Origin of the sequence: Nocardia sp. NBC_01503, assembly GCF_036327755.1 — a bacterium.
Taxonomy (GTDB): Bacteria; Actinomycetota; Actinomycetes; order Mycobacteriales; family Mycobacteriaceae; genus Nocardia.
Genome location: NZ_CP109596.1, coordinates 7,925,527 through 7,943,947 on the forward strand (window position 1 = coordinate 7,925,527; position 18,421 = coordinate 7,943,947).

General features: G+C 65.5%; 15 protein-coding genes. 8 read left to right on the top strand and 7 right to left on the bottom strand.

Annotation, left to right across the window (positions count from 1 at the left end; all coding sequences use genetic code 11):
- Window positions 1-37 precede the first annotated feature (37 nt).
- From OHB26_RS36620 to OHB26_RS36635, 4 genes are all read left to right on the top strand, one after another.
- Complete coding sequence (locus OHB26_RS36620) at window positions 38-865, top strand: LppX_LprAFG lipoprotein (protein WP_330181814.1); 828 nt, start codon at window positions 38-40, stop codon at window positions 863-865.
- A gap of 286 nt (window positions 866-1,151) precedes the next feature.
- A complete protein-coding gene (locus OHB26_RS36625) occupies window positions 1,152-2,615 on the top strand; it encodes a fatty acid desaturase (RefSeq protein WP_330181815.1) in 1,464 nt (487 codons plus the stop codon).
- A gap of 134 nt (window positions 2,616-2,749) precedes the next feature.
- Complete coding sequence (locus OHB26_RS36630; RefSeq protein ID WP_330185895.1) at window positions 2,750-3,874, top strand: type III polyketide synthase; 1,125 nt, start codon at window positions 2,750-2,752, stop codon at window positions 3,872-3,874.
- A gap of 36 nt (window positions 3,875-3,910) precedes the next feature.
- Window positions 3,911-5,902 (top strand): ATP-binding cassette domain-containing protein, encoded by a 1,992-nt coding sequence (locus tag OHB26_RS36635; RefSeq protein WP_330181816.1) that lies wholly within the window; start codon window positions 3,911-3,913, stop codon window positions 5,900-5,902.
- Window positions 5,903-6,005: 103 nt separating this feature from the next.
- Here OHB26_RS36635 and OHB26_RS36640 read toward each other — a convergent pair whose 3' ends face one another.
- Window positions 6,006-6,524, bottom strand: coding sequence for a hypothetical protein (locus OHB26_RS36640; RefSeq protein WP_330181817.1), 519 nt, complete (start codon window positions 6,522-6,524; stop codon window positions 6,006-6,008).
- A gap of 56 nt (window positions 6,525-6,580) precedes the next feature.
- The gene (locus tag OHB26_RS36645; protein WP_330181818.1) at window positions 6,581-6,940 is read right to left on the bottom strand and encodes a spore germination protein GerW family protein; all 360 of its coding nucleotides are present in this window, start codon (window positions 6,938-6,940) and stop codon (window positions 6,581-6,583) included.
- Window positions 6,941-7,105: 165 nt separating this feature from the next.
- On the opposite strand from OHB26_RS36645, the gene OHB26_RS36650 reads away from it, so the two are divergent.
- Together OHB26_RS36650 and OHB26_RS36655 are read left to right on the top strand one after the other, a co-directional pair.
- Window positions 7,106-7,978: a helix-turn-helix transcriptional regulator gene (locus OHB26_RS36650; protein WP_330181819.1), complete on the top strand. Its 873-nt coding sequence runs from the start codon at window positions 7,106-7,108 to the stop codon at window positions 7,976-7,978.
- Between the two features lie 76 nt (window positions 7,979-8,054).
- On the top strand, window positions 8,055-8,846 hold the full coding sequence (locus OHB26_RS36655) for an SDR family NAD(P)-dependent oxidoreductase (RefSeq protein WP_330181820.1): 792 nt from the start codon (window positions 8,055-8,057) through the stop codon (window positions 8,844-8,846).
- Window positions 8,847-8,877: 31 nt separating this feature from the next.
- On the opposite strand, the gene OHB26_RS36660 is transcribed toward OHB26_RS36655, so the two are convergent.
- The 4 genes from OHB26_RS36660 to OHB26_RS36675 all read right to left on the bottom strand — a co-directional run bounded on the left by OHB26_RS36660 (window position 8,878) and on the right by OHB26_RS36675 (window position 13,500).
- Entirely contained in the window at window positions 8,878-9,237 is a 360-nt protein-coding gene (locus OHB26_RS36660) for a type II toxin-antitoxin system death-on-curing family toxin (RefSeq protein ID WP_330181821.1), read from the bottom strand.
- Window positions 9,237-9,449 carry a toxin-antitoxin system HicB family antitoxin gene (locus tag OHB26_RS36665; RefSeq protein WP_330181822.1) on the bottom strand — a complete coding sequence of 71 codons (213 nt, stop codon included), beginning with the start codon at window positions 9,447-9,449 and terminating at the stop codon, window positions 9,237-9,239. The genes OHB26_RS36660 and OHB26_RS36665 overlap by 1 nt, the downstream gene beginning before the upstream one ends.
- A 104-nt stretch (window positions 9,450-9,553) precedes the next feature.
- Window positions 9,554-12,592 (bottom strand): excinuclease ABC subunit UvrA, encoded by a 3,039-nt coding sequence (uvrA, locus tag OHB26_RS36670; RefSeq protein WP_330181823.1) that lies wholly within the window; start codon window positions 12,590-12,592, stop codon window positions 9,554-9,556.
- A 125-nt stretch (window positions 12,593-12,717) separates the two neighbouring features.
- Entirely contained in the window at window positions 12,718-13,500 is a 783-nt protein-coding gene (locus OHB26_RS36675) for a hypothetical protein (RefSeq protein ID WP_330181824.1), read from the bottom strand.
- Between the two features lie 301 nt (window positions 13,501-13,801).
- Between OHB26_RS36675 and OHB26_RS36680 the strand changes: the two genes are divergently transcribed.
- Window positions 13,802-15,520, top strand: coding sequence for a sensor histidine kinase (locus tag OHB26_RS36680; protein WP_330181825.1), 1,719 nt, complete (start codon window positions 13,802-13,804; stop codon window positions 15,518-15,520).
- Window positions 15,521-15,542: 22 nt separating this feature from the next.
- Here the strand turns inward: OHB26_RS36680 and OHB26_RS36685 are convergent, their stop codons facing one another.
- Complete coding sequence (locus tag OHB26_RS36685; protein ID WP_330181826.1) at window positions 15,543-16,739, bottom strand: beta-ketoacyl synthase N-terminal-like domain-containing protein; 1,197 nt, start codon at window positions 16,737-16,739, stop codon at window positions 15,543-15,545.
- Between the two features lie 165 nt (window positions 16,740-16,904).
- Between OHB26_RS36685 and OHB26_RS36690 the strand changes: the two genes are divergently transcribed.
- Window positions 16,905-18,248 (top strand): diguanylate cyclase domain-containing protein, encoded by a 1,344-nt coding sequence (locus OHB26_RS36690; protein WP_330181827.1) that lies wholly within the window; start codon window positions 16,905-16,907, stop codon window positions 18,246-18,248.
- Window positions 18,249-18,421 lie beyond the last annotated feature (173 nt).

Genomic DNA, 18,421 nt, shown 5'->3' on the forward strand with positions numbered 1-18,421 from the left:
TGTCCGTCACGGATCACGAACTCTTCGGGGGTTGTACATGCTCGACTCGATTCCACAAGAAATCTCCGTGCACCGGCGACGCCGGGCACTCGTCCCTGCCGTCATCACGGCTGCTGCCCTGTTCGGCGCACTCGTCACCGGTTGCTCCTCTTCCGATTCCGGCTCCTCCAGCACCTCGGCCGCGGCGCCCGCCACCGGCCCGCTGCCCGACGGCGGCCAGCTGGTCGCCGAATGCTCGCGCACCACCCAGACCCTGCAGTCGGTGCACCTGGATCTCAAGGCCACCGGTCTGGAGAACCTGCCGGTCGACTACGTCAAGGCCGACATCACCAACCAGCCCCAGGGCAGCGGCCAGGCCGTCGGTGAGGCCAAGGTCAAGGTCAAGGAGGGCGACCCGAACTGGACCGAGACCAAGTTCCTGGTCGTCGACAAGACCCTGTACGCCGGTGACGGCACCAAGTACGCGCCCGTCGGCCCCGCCGAGAAGATCTACGATCCGGGCGTAATCCTGGACAAGGACAAGGGCTTGGCGCACGTCATCGCCGAGGTGCAGAACCCGAAGGTGGAGTCCCGCGAGACCATCAACGGCGTCAATACCGTGAAGGTCACCGGCACCATCGACACCGCGGTCATCGACCCGGTCGTCCCGCGTATCGGCCAGGCCGGCGGCGTCCTGCCCATCACCCTGTGGATCGCCGATGTCGCCCCGCCGACCACCTCGGCCTCGGCGCTGCCGTCGTCCGCGGCCTCGCCCGGCACCGGCCCGAACCTGGTGCGCGCCATCGTCACCAAGGATTCCGGCAATGTGAACCTGACCCTCTCGGGTTGGGGCAAGTCCGTGAACGTGGTCAAGCCCGCGGGTTAAGCCGCGGCACCAGATCGGCAATCGAGCTACACCCCGGTCCGGGAAAGCGAACGGCGGCGATGACTGCCGTCCGCGGTCCCGGACCGGTTGCGTCCGAGCGACTCTCGAGTAACGTCTCGACACGCTGGCAGCGCACGTCTCGCTTAAGAAGTTTTTCAGTGAAATGCAAGCCTCAGCACGGACGATACCTACACAACGCTCAAACGCTGTGTGTGCGTATGGCTTTCCGGGGGCAGCGATGAACCTGATCGGCCGAGCAGCAGCCGATCAGACATGGAGGAATGAGATGACGACCGACGACCGCCCAGATATCGAGGAGCGGGAACTCCGTCAACCTCCGCCGGACGGCCCACCTCCGATCTCAAACGTGTGGGTTTACAACGGCAAAGCCTACGACCTCAGCGACTGGATTTCCAAGCATCCGGGCGGCGAGTTCTTCATCGGGCGAACGAAAAATCGTGACATCACCTCGATTATCGGTTCGTACCACAAGAATCCGGAGGGAATCGGCAAGCTGATCGAGCGCTACTCACTCGATCGCGTCGCGCTACCCGAGGATATCCACCCCAAGGCCAACGCACCGGACTTCCTGTTCACCGAGGGTTTCGACAGCTGGCGCGATACCCCCAAGTACCGCTTCGACAATAAGGACGACCTGCTGCACCAGGTCAAGAAGCGGCTCAAGGAGCCCGAATTGGCCGCCCGCATCAAGCGGATGGACCGGGCCTTCAATATCGTCGTTGCGCTGCTTGCGATTTCGTACTTCGCGGTACAGGGCCTGCGCCTGTTCGAGCGCAGCTGGATGCCGCTGCCGGTATTCGTGATCGCCATGGTGCTGCTGCGCAGTTCGCTGGCCGGTTTCGGACACTACGCCATCCACCGCGCCCAGAAGGGCATGAACAAGATCTACACGAATGCCTTCGACTTCAATTATGTCGCACTGGCTTTCGTGACCGCGGATGGCCACGCCCTACTGCACCATCCGCACACCCAGAGTGAAGTCGACATCAAGAAGAACGTCTTCACCATGATGACGCGCATCCCCCGGCTCTACCGGATGCCGATCCACACCATCCACAAGTTCGGGCACACCGTCACCGGGATGACCATCCGCTTGCTCGATGTCTGCCGCCTGACCCGCAAGGTCGGCATCAAGGATATGTACGGCACCTGGGGCGGAGCGCTGCCGCACTTCATCGGCTCGTTCGGCGTGCGCTTCCTGCTGCTCGGCGAGTTGATCGCCTTCATCATCATGGGCGACTTCTGGGCCTGGGCACTGCAATTCGTGATCTCGCTGTGGATCAGCACCTTCCTGGTGGTGGCCAGCCACGACTTCGAGGAGGAGGTCGAGGAGATCGAGGTCGATACCGAGGACTGGGGCATCAATCAGATCGAACAGGCCTATGACCTCAAGGTGATCGGCAACCGGTATGTGGACTGCTTCCTGTCCGCGGGGCTCAGCTCGCACCGGGTGCATCACGTATTGCCTTACCAGCGTAGCGGTTTCGCCAATATCGCCACCGAAGACGTCTTGCGGGAGGAGGCAGCCAAATTCGGGGTCGAATGGCTGCCGGCCAAGAGTTTCTTCACCGATCGTTTCCCGAAGCAGATCCAGACCTATCTGCTCTCTGCCTCGGACGATGCGAAGGAACAGAACTGGGGGTTCTTCCGCGAGCATTTCGCGCCGTCGGCCCTGAAGACCTGTGTGGTGTACACCGTCCAGGGCTTCACCGGAATCGGCACGGTCTGAACCGATTTCGTGCATCGACGCGCAAACATTTTCACTGAAAGAAGGGGAGTAATTTCGTGACTATCACATTCGACGAGGGGGGCGCCGCGCCTGTAAAGACCACTCCGTTCGCGGGGGGTCAGCACGGGTACGGCATGATCGAGACGGCACTGCCGCCGGCCCCGCCGACCACCGTCGGCGTTATCGAGAGCATCGCGACGGGATCGCCGTTGCCGGTCATCGATCAGGCCGAGGCGGCACTGCGGGTCGCCGAACGCTTCACCGATCCGGCCCAGCAGGCCCGCATTCCGCGGATCTACCAGAAGACCCGGATCGATACGCGCCGCCTGGCCATCGATCCGCTGGACGCGGAGTTCCTGCCGTTCAGCTCCGAGCCCGCGACCATTCGCGAGCGGATGAACCTGTTCTACGAGCACGCCGCACCGCTGGCGATCGACGTGGCCCGGCGCGCGGTCGCCGGACTCGACGATCCGGCCGCGCAGATCGGCCAGCTGATCTTCGTGACCAGCACCGGATTCATCGCGCCCGGTGTGGATGTGGCCGTGGTCAAGGCGCTCGGCCTATCCCCCGCCGTGAGCCGCGTGGTGGTGAACTTCATGGGTTGCGCCGCCGCCATGAACGGTATGCGCACCGCGGTGGATTACGTCCGGGCCCATCCGGACAAGAAGTCCATGCTCATCTGCATCGAAATCAGCTCGGTGAACGCGGTTTTCGACGACGATATCAATGATGTCATCACGCACAGCCTCTTCGGCGACGGCTGCGGAGCCGTCGTGATCGGCGCGGGCCAGCCGCATCAGCAGCTCGCCCCAGGCAAGATCGTCATCCGGGACAGCTTCAGCTACCTGTTCGACGAGGCCGAGGACGGCATCGTGCTCGGCGTCAACGATAACGGCATCACCTGCGAACTCTCGGAGAACCTGCCGCAGTACATTCTGCGCGGGGTCGACCCGGTGGTCTCGGATGTGTTGCGGCGCAACGGACTCGACAAGTCCGATATCGACCTGTGGGCCATCCACCCGGGTGGACCCAAGATCATCGAGCAGTCCGCCGCCTCCCTCGGCATCCCGGTCGAGCAGGCCGCGGTGAGCTGGGATGTGCTGGCACGCTACGGCAATATGCTGAGCGTCTCGCTGATCTTCGTGCTGGAAGAGATGGCGCGGCAGGCGGATTCGCCCAAGCCCCTCTCCACCGGCGTCGCGTTCTCCTTCGCGCCGGGTGTGACGCTCGAAGGCATCATCTTCGACATCGTCCGCTGACAGTATTCGCGCACAGCATCTTTCAGAGAGCAAGCCATGCAACTCATCAGATTCCTCATCTCCATCTCGTGGATGCGGATCGTGGCCGTCATCGCCGCCGGTCTGATCTGCGGCGCTGCCAATACGTACCTGGTGACCCTGATCCGCGGCGTCGTATCGCCCGAACCGCATCCGCAGGTCACCGTCGCGAGCTTCGCGCTCACCGGACTGGTGATCCTGGTGAGCGGCGTGCTCTCGCAGGTACTGCTGGTGCGACTGGCCCAGGACGCCATCTACCGGCTCCGCGCGGAGCTGAGCTCGGGCATCGTCTCGGCTCCGCTGGAGCACCTCGAACGCCTCGGTATGCACCGGCTGATGGCCACCCTCACCGAGGATGTGCGATCGCTGTCGCAGGCCGTCACCGCGATTCCGAGCATCGCCGTCGATGTGGCGACGATCATCGGCTGCTTCATCTTCCTGGTGGTGCTGTCGGGGCCGATCTTCGCGATCACGTTGGCAGGCACCATTATCGGCATCTCCTCGGTGGAGCTGTTCCTCAAGCGGGTGCGGGTGCTCTACCGCGAGGCGCGCGAGAACGACGATGCCCTGCTGCGCTCCTTCCAGGCGGTGACGCTCGGCATCAAGGAGCTCAAACTGCATCGCGGACGGCGACGCGACTTCATGGAGCGGCATCTGCTCGGATCCGCTCGGGCACTGCGGGATCAGAATGTGGAGGCCGGGTCGCGGTTCTCCATCGGCCAGGGGCTCGGCCAGGCGCTACAGCTGGCCACCATGGCGCTGATTCTGTTCGTGGTCGCCAAATCCCTTGGCGTGCACCAGGATGTGATGGTCGGGTACGTGCTGGTCACCACCTTCCTGGCCATGCCCATGCAGAACTTCATGCATCGCATTCCGGATCTGCTCCGAGGTGATGTGGCGCTGGCCAAGATTCGCGGCATGAACCTCTCCATGGAGACCATGCATAACGAGGATCTGCTGCCGTACACCGATCGGGCCCCGGCCACCGAGGCGCGACTCGAGCTGATGGGGGTCGGCTACAACTACCGGTTCGAGGCGCCGTCACCGCTGGACGAGGGTCCCGGCGGACCGCCGCCGGGGATCGGCCAGCATCCCGGTGGACGTCCGGCGCGACCGGGCGCACGCCCGGATCGGGTGGGCGCACCGCCCGCCGGACCGCATCCCGAAGGCGCGAATCCCGAAGGGGCGCCGCCACATCCGGGCGGACGACCGGGTGCGCCGGGCAGCCATCCCGGTGGCGTGGGCGCGCATCGGCCGGGCGGTCCGCCGCCGCCGCGGCGCGGTGGGCATCCCACCGGACCGGATGTGAACGGGCACCGCTGGGTCGACCACGGTGGACGCGATGCGCGGCCGGTGCCGATGACGGCAATGCCGGAGGCGGGTGAGGGTGACGGATTCCGTTTGGGGCCGATCGATCTCACCTTCGAACCCGGTCAGATCACCTTCATCGTCGGCGGCAACGGCAGTGGTAAGTCGACGCTCGCCAAGCTCATCACCGGGCTGTACGTGCCGCGCACCGGCACGGTGACCCTCAATGGTGAGCGTATCGACCACGAGAACATCGAGTGGTTCCGGCAGAACGCGTCGGCCATCTTCACCGATTTCCATCTCTTCGAGGACTACCTCGGCTTCGATCGCCCCGGCATCGACGAGGAGGTGCGGCACTATCTCGAAGAGCTGCAGATCGCGCACAAGGTGACCGTCAAGGACGGCAAGCTCTCCACCATCGACCTGTCACAGGGTCAGCGGAAGCGGTTGGCACTGTTGACCGCCCTACTGGAGGACCGCTCGATCTACCTCTTCGACGAGTGGGCCGCCGATCAGGAACCCAAGTTCCGCGATGTGTTCTACACCGAGATCCTGGCCGAGTTGAAGGCGCGGAACAAGACGGTCATCGTCATCACCCACGACGACCGCTACTTCCACCTCGCCGACCAACTCGTCAAGCTCGACTTCGGCAAACTCACCGAGGCCGAGGCCGCAGCGCGGCTGAGCTCCGACGCCAAGTAGCCTCCGCTCCACCCGGACCCCGCCACCGGAATCGGTGGGGGCCGGTCTGGGATCCGGTCCGCACCGGCTGCCCGATTTCGGTCGAGGCAGCCGGTGCTCGCGTTCACCGGGTCGCCGCCACGGCACCGACCTCGGTGACCCGCCACCACTGCGAACCGTCGGCCTGTTCCGTACCGTGGGGCAGCTGCTCGAAAAGGCCGGTGCGATCGAGCCCGGGGAGCACCCGATAGTCGATGGAGCCCGGCGCACTGACCAAAGCCAGTACCCGCCACAGCGCGCCGGCATACGCGGTAGCCGATTCCGGTCCATCCCACTCGTAAAGCCCGCGATACCGGCCCCGCTGATCATCGGTCAGCCACAGCTTGGAGACCAAGCCCGGAAAACCCGCGAAGAGCAATGTGTTCAGCAGACTCTCCCGGCGGAACAGGGCATGGCCGCGACCGCGCACCGCCCGCAGTGCGAAGGTCACCACAAGCACGCACGGATCGCGCGGTGCCGGGCGATCGATCACCGTCTCCCGGAAGACGAACGCCGACGTCCCATCGGCGAAACCCACACGCAGCCCGCGGTTTCCACGCGGCACCCGCACCCGGCTCCGCAGCAGCAAACCGAGCGACGTCATCACGCACCGGGCGACGGCTACGAACGCCGAGCCAATCGGCAGCGGTCCACCAGTCGTCACGGCGCGCACGCCGAACAGCCCTGACTCGCCCGCACTTTCACAATGCGCGCACCGATGGCCAGACCCGCGACTACGACCACGCCCAGCACCGTCATCAGCCGATTGACATCGACGGCGGGCAGCCAGCTCACCCGCCCGTCCTGAATCACGTAGGCGCCGACCGGTTTCGCGCCCACACCGAACCCGCCGCCGGAACCCTCCTGACCACCGCCGTCGGTGCCGCCGCCACCGCCACCGCCACCCGATACCGCGGCGGCGGCGATAACCGTCGTCCCGTCCCGCTCGACCGGTTCGGCGTAGACCCGCCGCACCGTGATGGAATCCTTCGCCGCGGCGAGAACATCCTCGACCTTCATGGCTATGCCTTCCCTGCTGACGAGCAGTCGCTCTGCCCGGTCTCTCACCAGTCTCGGCGGCGCAGCGGTCCGGGGAGAGGGCCTTAATCCCCTCTCGCGAAGTAGGAAGGGCCACAGCGGCACCGGCACCGGAGTAACCCGGTTGTCACCGGTGTTGTCCCAAAGATGGTCGGCGAATCAGCGGCAACGAAACAGCAGCGACGGGAACAACTCCGGGATTTCCTGCGGACCCGCCGAGCGCGATTGGCGCCCGGCGACGTCGGCCTCGCACCGGCGGGCAAGCGCCGCACCCCCGGCCTCCGCAGAGAGGAGGTCGCGCTGCTCGCCGGTGTCGGGGTCTCCTGGTACACCTGGCTCGAACAGGGCCGCGATATCAACGTCTCCGCCGAAGTACTCGACGCCATCGGCCGCGCACTTCACTTGAGCCAGCCCGAGCGGGCGCACCTGTTCGTCCTCGCCGGGCTGAATCCCCCACCCGCGCAAGAACTTCCGAACGTCGAGGTGAGTCCGGAGCTGCGGCGGCTGATCGACGCGTGGACGCCGCAACCGGCGCTACTGCGCGATCGGTACTGGAATATCCTCGCTGTCAACAATGCGACCCGGGCGGTGTTCGGATACGACGAGAGTGATCAGAACTGCCTGATCTCGTTCTTCACCAATCCCCGGTATCACGGGATCCACCCGCGGTGGGCGCAGGTCGCCCCCGCGGTGGTGGCGGCCTTCCGGGCCGAGGCGGCGCACCTACCGGGAGATCCGGGATTGCAGCGCTTGGTCGGTCAGCTCAGCGCGGTCAGCCCGGAGTTCGCGCGACTGTGGACACAGCACGATGTGGCGACACCGACACAGGGGGTCAAAGCCGTGCGCCATCCCGACGCAGGCGACCTGTACTTCGACACCACCACTCTCGCGGTAATCGACCGCCCGAGTTGGTATCTCGAGCTGTACAACCCGCAGCCCGGAACCGGGACCCGCAAGCGAGTGGAAGAGCAACTCGCAGAGACAGCAACCCGCCACCCGGCGCACTCGGCGACCGCGTAGCGGTCAGCCTGGTGGTGGTGGACCCAGGTTGACTGCACACTGTTCGGCCGCGGCGGGAGTCGGCAGGCTGAATCATATGACGCACAGCAGCTCTCGATTCCAGGACAAGATCGCTCTCGTCACCGGTGGCACCAGCGGGATGGGGTTGGCGGCCGCGCATCGGCTGCTGGCCGAGGGGGCGAGCGTGATCATCACCGGCCGCGATAAGACCCGCCTCGATGCCGCCGCGACCGAACTCGGCCGCGAACTGCCGCAAGGCGCCGCGGCCGAACGCATTCTCGCGGTACCCGGTGACGTGGGTGCAACCAGCGACCGCAACACACTGTTCGAGGCCATCGGCAATCGCTACGGACGACTGGACGTGCTGTTCGCCAATGCCGGTATCGGTTCATTCGAACCGATCGACCAGGTCAGCGCAGACGAATTCGACAGAGTGATCGGAATCAACTTCAAGGGCGTGTATTTCACCATCCAGCAAGCACTTCCCCCGCTGATCGACGGATCGGCCATCGTGATCAACGCATCCTGGACGCTGCATCGCGGCATCCCCGGTGCGACGGTCTACGCCGCGACCAAAGCCGCCGTGCACAACCTCGGCCACACCCTGGCCGCAGACCTCGCACCCCGCCGCATCCGAGTGAACTCGGTGAGCCCCGGCTACATCACCACCCCCATGTTCCACGAGAACGTCTCGGACACAGCACATTCCGACGTGATCTCGGCCGTCGCAGCCGGGAGACTCGGCACCGCCGAGGATGTGGCCGCAGCGGTCGCATTCCTTGCTTCGCACGAGGCGTCGTACGTCAACGGTCAAGATCTGATCATCGACGGCGGCCTCGTTGCCGCCACCCCCGCGGCCATGCTGTAACCGTCAGCCCGAAGTGAATCCAGGACAGGTACTACTGCGGCCGAACGCCGAATCGGGCAGCGATCCAGGCGACGTCTGTCCGCTTCGTATCAACGGTATCGATCAGGGCCACTACAGCTCCGGCCGCAGCGCTGGGAGCGAGTCCATAACAGCCGAGGAGAAGCCGGACCGCGACCCAGGCGGTCATTTTATTGCCCTCGGTAAACGGCTGCTCACGGATGACGGACTGAAAGACGGCCGCCGCCTTCAGTTCCGGGGTCGGGTACGCCTCTTTGCCCAATACAATCTGATCGGCCCGCGTCGCGGCCGCGGCAACCAGGCCGAGGTCCCGGATCCCGCCGCGCCCCTCGGTGACTCGCTGATTGCATTTGATGAGGGCTTCCGGCCGCACTATTCAGCCCTTCGGATCATCTCGAGGAGATCGGCATCTTCCTTCATGACTCGGTCCAGGATCGCGTCCTCTCGGCGGCTGAGCGCGCGGGCCGCGACCCAGGCGCGAAGTGCGTCGCAGATCGCGCTGTTCAGAGACAGGTGGGCTGCTTCGGCTTCAGCGGCGGCAGCGGTGTGCAGGTCATCGGGTAGCCGCAGGTTCAGATTCGACATAGCACCAAAATAGCACCACCCGTTTCATCGCGGCTCCAGATCGGCAGCGAAATGCCCCCACCGAAATCTCTCTCGGGAGGGCATTTCCGCTGGTGCACCGCAGATCAGCGCAGGGCGGCTGCCTTTCGGCGGGCTGCCGCCGCCTTCTTCGCCGCGGCGTCGGCGGGCTTCTTTTCCGCCGCCGTGGTCTTCTTGGCCGAACTGCCGTTGCTCGATGTGGTCGTCTTGGCGCCGGCCTTCTTGGCCGGGGTCTTCTTGGCGGCTACGGCCTTGGCGGGAACTGGGGGCTGGGCATCGAGAACGCCCTTGAGGAATTGGCCGGTGTAGCTGTCGGCTACCGCCGCAATATCTTCCGGGGTGCCCTCGGCGATGACCATACCGCCGCCGGAACCGCCTTCGGGGCCCATATCGATGACCCAGTCGGAGGTTTTGATGACGTCCAGGTTGTGTTCGATGACGATGACCGAGTTGCCCTTGTCGACCAGGCCGTTGATGACCTTGAGCAGTTTGCGGATGTCTTCGAAGTGCAGGCCGGTGGTGGGCTCGTCGAGGATGTAGATGGTGCGACCGGTGGAGCGCTTCTGGAGTTCGGCGGCCAGCTTCACGCGCTGCGCCTCACCACCGGACAGGGTCGGTGCGGGCTGGCCCAGGCGCACATAGCCGAGGCCGACATCGACCAGCGTCGCGAGATACCGGTGAATGGAGGTGACCGGTTCGAAGAATTCGGCGGCCTCCTCGATCGGCATATCCAGGACCTCGGCGATGGTCTTGCCCTTGTAATGCACCTCGAGGGTTTCCCGGTTGTAGCGAGCGCCGTGGCAGACCTCGCAGGGGACGTATACGTCCGGCAGGAAGTTCATCTCGATCTTCAAAGTGCCGTCGCCCGAACAGGCTTCGCAGCGGCCGCCCTTCACATTGAAGGAGAAACGACCCGGCTGATAGCCGCGCACCTTGGCCTCGGTGGTGGCGGCGAACAGGGTGCGGATCTTGTCGAAGACACCGGTGTAGGTGGCGGCGTTCGAACGCGGGGTGCGGCCGATGGGCGACTGATCCACCTGCACCAGCTTGTCCAGGTGATCGAGACCGTTCACCCGGGTGTGCCGACCCGGAACCTGGCGCGCGCCATTGAGTTTGTTCGCCAGCACGGTGGCCAGAATGTCATTGACGAGCGTCGACTTACCGGAGCCGGAGACACCGGTGATCGAGGTGAGAATGCCCAGCGGGAAGCTCACATCGATATCGCGCAGATTGTGTTCGACCGCGCCGACCACGGTGAGCTGCTTCTTCTTGTCCGCGGGACGGCGCACGAGCGGAATCTCGATGCTCTCGCGACCGGAAAGGTAAGCGCCGGTGAGGGATCGCTTATCGGTCAGCAGTCCCGGATACGGTCCGGAGTACACCACCTCACCACCGTGCTCACCGGCGAGCGGGCCGATATCGACCACCCAATCCGAGGCGTGGATGGTGTCCTCGTCATGCTCGACCACGATCAGCGTATTGCCGAGTTTCTTGAGCCGCGTGAGGGTTTCGATCAGTCGCCGGTTATCGCGCTGATGCAGGCCGATGGACGGCTCGTCCAACACGTAAAGCACACCGACCAGGCCCGAACCGATCTGTGTGGCAAGCCGAATACGCTGCGCCTCACCACCGGAGAGCGTGGCCGCCGCTCGCGACAGGGTCAGATACTGCAGGCCGACATCGAGCAGGAAGCCCAGTCGCGCCTGAATCTCCTTGATCACCTGCGCGGCGATCGCAGCCTGCCGGTCGTCCAGGGTGAGCGAGTTCAGGAAGTCCGCGGCGTCACCGATGGACAGATCGGAGATATCGGCAATCGACTTATCCGCCTTGCCCGCTCGCAGCGTGACCGCGAGGATCTCCGGCCGCAGCCGCGCGCCATTGCAGACCGGGCACGGGATGTCCCGCATGTACCCGTCGTAGTACTCCTTGGCCGACTCCGATTCGGTGCTCTCCATGCGCCGCTGCAGGAACGGCATCACACCTTCGAAATCGGCGTAGTACGAACGCTTGCGGCCGTACCGGTTGGTGTACGAGACGTGCACCTGCTCGGAACTGCCCTCCAGCACGGCCTTTCGCGCCTTCGGCGGCAGATCCTGCCAGGCGGTGTCCATGGAGAACCCCATGGCCTCGGCCAAGCCCGACAGCAGCCGGGTGAAGTATTCGGCGGTCTGCCCGCGCGACCACGGCGCGATCGCACCCTCGCCCAGACTCAACTCGGTATCGGGCACAACGAGATCCGGATCGACCTCCTTGCGAATACCGAGACCGGTGCAGTCCGGGCAGGCGCCGTAGGGCGAGTTGAACGAGAACGACCGCGGCTCGAGATCCTCGATATCGAGCGGATGCCCGTTCGGGCAGGCCAGTCGCTCGGAGAAGCGCCGCTCCCGATCGTGCGCGTGCTCATCGCGATCCACGAAGTCCAGCACCACGATGCCGTCGGCCAGGCGCAGCGCGGTCTCGATCGAATCGGTCAGACGCTGTTTGGAGCTGGGCTTCACGGCGAGCCGGTCGACGACCACCTCGACATCGTGCTTCTCCTGCTTCTTCAGCTTGGGCGGTTCGGTCAGCGGATACACCACGCCGTCGACCCGCACCCGCGAGTAGCCCTGCCCGTTCAAGGATTCGAAGAGATCGACGAATTCGCCCTTGCGGGTACGCACCACGGGTGCGAGCACCTGGAATTTGATGCCCTCCTGCATGGCGAGCACCTGATCCACGATCTGCTGTGGCGACTGCTTCTCGATGAGATGACCACAGGTCGGGCAGTGCGGCGTGCCCGCGCGCGCGAACAGCAGACGCAGATAGTCGTAGACCTCGGTAATGGTGCCCACGGTCGACCGCGGATTGCGATTGGTCGACTTCTGATCGATGGACACCGCGGGCGAGAGCCCCTCGATGAAGTCCACATCGGGCTTGTCCATCTGTCCGAGGAATTGCCGGGCGTACGCCGACAGCGACTCCACATACCGGCGCTGTCCCTCGGCGAAGATCGTGTCGAACGCCAGCGAAGACTTACCGGACCCGGACAGACCGGTGAACACGATGAGACTGTCGCGGGGTAGGTCGAGATCGACCCCTTTGAGATTGTGTTCCCGCGCTCCACGCACCGTCAGGCGATCCGCCACCGGCCATCCTTCCAACGTTTCGGCATCAAGACATAGCCCCCGCGACGCCATGCTAGGCGCGACCACCGACAAGTTCGGTCACGCACGCTGAAACGCTGGTCACACGATATAAATTGCGCGCTACGTCACTCCGGAACGAGACGGTCCGTGAACCACAACGACGGCTGTGCGCTCGATTGTTCCGGGATGATCCGGCGCACACAAGGCACCGAGATGGCGCGGGGCGCCAAACCGCGATCGCGTGAGCGCTCCTCCGAGCCCGCGGCCGTCACCAAGGCCAGGTCGCCGTCGAATCGGCGATAGATCAGACGACCCCGGCGGGTGTCCGGATCGGTGAAGAACAGATACGGCACCCCGCCCAGGCACAGGCGCGCGGCGGCCTCGTCCTCGTGCAGCGCCGGGACGCTGTCGCGATGCTGGCGCAACGGCCGCGCACCGAGCTGTCCGCTCCAGCAGACCACGGCATCCGCGCCGGTCTCGGCGTCGATATATAGGTGCGCGTCGTAATCCATGGCATCGAGGATCAGCGCGGCCGCCCCGGCCGTGGCCACCTGTAAACGACAGTCCTTGCGCCGCACAATGGGGCGCGGACCGGTGACCACGGCCAGGGGCGGCCGCGCCGGGTCGGGCCAGGGCCGAGACGCTTCCTCCGGTGGACAGCCAAGCCGCAGGTCGAGGCGTTCCAATGCGAAGGTGGTCGCGAAGCGTCCCGGCCCGGCGACCTGTACCCGGAACGCCTTCCCCAGCGTCCGGATCGATATTTGCGCGAGGGTGTTCTCATCCTCGGAGTCGGGCCAGTGCAGGCGTGCCCGCACCGGCCCTTGCACCCCGTGGCGGCGCAGGATTCTGCCCAGTCCGCGCACCACGCGGGTCACCTCGGCGGCCGGCACCGGTCCGCGTGTGGTCACCACGAAATCCTCATCGGTTCCACTCGACCACACTTCGAACCCACCCATAGCCGACCCACTTTCCCGATTCCGACCCGGCAACCCGCTCCCATGACAACACGCCTCGACGGCTGCCGACAGGGGCTAAGGTCCCAATCCGGGCTATTTTTTGGAAATTCTTCCGTTAAAAAGTTGGCGGATGGTTGCATGGGATGAATTCGGCTGTGCTGCAAGTGCATCCGCAACAACAACCCTTCGGCAACCACCTCGCGAGTACCATTCCGGATGCCGTGTGCGCATCCGCCGGACAGCCAGGACCACCATGTACGACACTCATCGCACCGGTCCCTACTCCGTACGAGACACGCTGTCGCAGCTGCGATTGCGCGAACTATTGACCGAGGTCAAGGATCGGGTCGAGCAGATCATCGATGCCCGTGACCGTATCGACGGGCTGGTGGAAGCCATGCTCGCGGTCACCTACGGACTCGATCTGGATCAGACGCTGCACACCATCGTGCGCGCGGCGACCGGTCTGGTCGATGCCCGCTACGGTGCGCTCGCGGTGCGGGGCCGCGATCAACAGCTGAGCCAGTTCATCTCGCACGGTATCGACGAACTCACCCGGATGCACATCGGCGCGCCGCCGGAGGGCAAAGGGGTGCTCGGCCTGGTGGTCGGGCAGGCCGAACCCGTTCGACTGGAGGACGTTACGCATCATCCGGACGCCGTCGGATTCCCCCCGCATCATCCGCGCATGCACACCTTTCTCGGGGTGCCGGTGCGGATTCGCGGCGAGATGTTCGGCCACCTCTATCTGGCCGAGAAGACCGGCGGTCACCCCTTCACCGAGGACGACGAGGTGCTCATGCAGGCCCTCGCCGCGGCCGCCGGTATCGCAGTGGACAATGCCCGCCTCTACGAATCCGCGCGCACGCGACAGGCGTGGATCGAGGCCACCCGCGATATCGCCACCGAATTCCTGGCCGATACCGATCCCGCGGAGGTGCTCGCGCACGTGGTGGAGCACGCGCGCGAACTCACCGGATCACACCGGGCACTGCTCGCGGTGGTGGCCGATCCGGAGACGCCGCCGGAGGAGGTCACCGAATTGGTGATCGCGCAGTGGTCCGGCCCCGGTGAGAATCCGGTCGGCAGCACCGTCGACACGGTCGGCACCGCCATCGGTGAGGCGCTCACCACCCGTACGCCACTGCGTTTCGACAATTCGCGGCGGGTGCACCTGGGCGAGCGCATCGCCGTCATCGGACCGGCACTGATACTGCCGCTGCACACCCCGGATTCCACCCTCGGTGTGCTGATCATCTTGCGCTCGGCCGAATCCGCGCCGTACACCGACGAATTGGTGGAGCTGATCGCGGCCTTCACCGATCAGGCCGCGCTGGCGATGCAGTTGGCGGTGGCGCAGCGGCGCATGCGCGAACTCGACATTCTCACCGATCGCGATCGCATCGCCCGGGATCTGCACGACCATGTCATCCAGCGGCTCTTCGCCATCGGGCTCTCACTCCAGGGCACGGTGCCGCGCACCCGGGTGCCCGAGGTGACGCAGCGGCTCACCGATGCCATCAATGATCTGCAGGATGTGGTCGAGGAGATCCGCACCTCCATCTTCGACCTGCACGGCGGCCACGGGCACAGCACGCGACTGCGCCAGCGGTTGGAGCGCGCGATCAAACAGCAGACCACCACCACCGGTATCCGCGCGCTCATGCACGTCACCGGACCGCTGTCGGTGGTGGAGCCCGCACTCGCCGATCACGCGGAAGCCGTTGTGCGCGAGGCGGTCAGCAATGCGGTCCGGCATTCGGGGGCCGATACCATCACCGTCGACATCGGGGTGGCGGACGATCTCACCATCGTCGTCGCCGATAACGGGTGCGGGATTCCGGACGGCATCACGCCCAGTGGGCTCGCCAATCTCGCGCATCGCGCCGAGGAGTCCGGTGGGCGGCTGGCGGTGTATCCGCGGCGGGACACGACCGGCACCAAACTGAATTGGTCTGTCCCGCTGCACTGAGCGACGGCCGACAGCACCCGACTCAGCCGACGGGGCCGAGCACCAGCGCGGAGTTGTTACCGCCCATACCGAGTGCGGTCTTCACCGTGATCCCCGCACCACCCGGGACCACCCCATCCGCGAGCCGGGCGTGCGCGGGTGCGACGACCGGCGCGGACACCACCAGTCCGCGCTCGTAACCCATTGCCACCGCGGCCACTTCGACTCCCGCGGACGCCGCCTGGCAGTGCCCGGTCAAAGGCTTGGTCGCGCAGACCAGCGGGCGATTGTCGAAAAGATCCGCCAGCAGCGCGGTTTCGGCGTCATCGCACTGCTGGGTGCCCGAGCCGTGCGAGTTCAGGTACGCCACCTCCTCGGGCCGCACATCGGCACTGGCCAGGGCGCGCCGCACACACTCGAAGATCTGCTCATGCGAGGGATCCACCGAGATAACGTGATACCCGTCATTGGTCATGGCCCCGCCCAGCACCGCCGCGTACGGCCGATCGGCCTCGCGGGTCACCACGAACGCCGTCGACGCCTCACCCCAACTGAATCCGCGACTGCCCTCCTGGAACGGGCGGCATGCGACGAGGGGCTCCACATCGGTGACCGCCGCCCCGAGCGCCTCGAAATGCTCGACCATGTCGGGTGTGCCGGACAGATCGGTGGCGACCACCACCACGTCATCGGCGAAACCCTGCGCCAGCCACAGCTGCGCGGTGATCAATCCGGCATTGGCCGAGGAGCAGGCCGCGGTCACATTCATGGCCGGGCCGTGGAAACCGAACTCGCCCATCAGATTCGAAATCGGCGTCGAGGGCAGTAGTCGCAGATAGTCGCGGGCGCGGCGGTGCCCGTCATCCTCGACATAGAAGTCCCGCCACTCGTACACATTGCCCAGCACGATGGCGTGCAGCAGACCCACGGTGCGACCGGGCCGCCAACCGCGCGCGGTGGCGTCGGCGACCGCCTCGCGCACCGATTCCTGTACCGCGCGTACATAGCGACTCGGTCCCAACTCCGGATCGCCGCCGTCCGGCACGCGGGCAACCCATCCGTGCCGATCGCGTTCTGGGCCGTACCCTGGATGGAGCCGGGCTGCGGGCTTACCGCTCAGCAAACCCTCCCAGAGGGCGTCTCGACCCCAGCCGTACCCGGTGACGGCACCGATTCCGGCAATGGTCATATGATCTTGGTGCGGTGCCGCAGTGTTGGGGACGGGGTTGGTGCCAGGCATTGCATCGCTCCTTCCCAGAGCCTTTGCCTGTAATGATCACCATCAGCAGGCCGATGCTGTGCGGAACTGTGATTGATCCAATAGGTTCGGTGGGGTTTCCAGCAAACCCTGCCGTTCACACTTTAGTGCCGTGCTCCAGCGACGTGTTTCAACGACGATCAGGGGGTGCTTGAGGTGGTTGGTAACGATCGGGCAAATACCCCGACCGATGCCGAACAGCTGGCCCAGCGGTACCGCACGCTGGTGGAGCACAGCCCCGACGGGGTTGTGGTCCACGAACGCGGAACGATCGTGTACGCCAATCCGGCCATGCTGCGGTTGCTCGGCGCCCAGCACAACGACGATGTCATCGGGCAGCCGGTCGCCAACTTCGTCATGGCGCGCGATGTGCCCGCCATGCTGGAGCGGATTCGCAGACTCACCATCGCCGGAACCGCTTCCGAGCCCGCCGAATTGGTGCTCGTGCGCTGTGACGGCAGCACCGTCGAGGCCGAGACGGTGTCGGTGCTCACCGCCTGGCACGACCGGCTCGCCTATCAGGTGGTGGTGCACGACCTCACCCCGCAGCGGCGCGCCGAGGCCGCCCAGGCGCGGGCCGAACAGTTCTTCACCACCGTGGTGTCGCAACTGGAGGAGGGGGTGGTCGTCATCGACCGGGAGGGGCGTATCGAATCGGCGAATCCCGCGGCCCGGCGCATATTCGGATACGACGCGGACGATCTCGTCGGCACGCATATCAATGACATTCCGCTGTGCCTGCTGGACGCCAATGCCCAGCCGATGCCGCCGTCCTGGTACCCGGTGATCCGCACACTGGCGACCGGGGAGACGGTGACGCGCTTCGTCTTCGGGGTGGATCGGCCCGACGGGCAGCGGCGCTGGTTGTCGGCGAGCAGTCGGCTGCTCAATCCCGAGGATCCGAACTCCGCGGCGGTGTCGTCCTTCAATGACATCACCGAATTCCGGGCCAGCAGAAGGCAATTGGAGTACCAGGCCACCCACGATCCGCTGACCGGGCTGGCCAATCGGTCCCTGGTGCTGTCCCGGCTGGCGGCGGCACTGGGCACCAGTGAATCGCTGCCGGTATCCACCGTGCTCTTCATCGACCTGGACGGATTCAAGAGCATCAATGACACGCTCGGACATGCCATCGGCGATACCGTGCTGCAGATCGTGGCGCAGCGGTTACAGCGCGGACTGCGCTCGGACGATATCGTCGGGCGTATCGGTGGCGACGAATTCCTGGTGCTGCTCTCCGGGCGCACGCTCGGCGAGGATCTGGAGGCGCTGGTCACCCGGCTGCGCCAGACCATGGCCGAGCCGATCATCGCGCGCGGGCATCGCATCCAGGTCAATGCCTCGGTCGGCATCACCCCATTGCATCCCGGCGACGGCCGCACCCCCGAGGCGGTCCTGCACGATGCCGATCTGGCCATGTACCGGGCCAAACCGCCCGGACATCGGGACAGCGCGCTGAGTCGCAGAAGCGATTCCACGCACGCCTCCTGAACTGGCCCGATGCCGCGCGAACCCCGCCGCGCGGCACGGTTGACCTGCCGGTACGGCGAGTCGGGCGAACGCGAACTAGACTCGATAACTCTGTTCTCGATGGTTCGCGCGCAGTGCGCGTACGCACCGCGTGGTGACAAGGAGTTCCGTTTTGCCCGACCTCACCGAGGAGC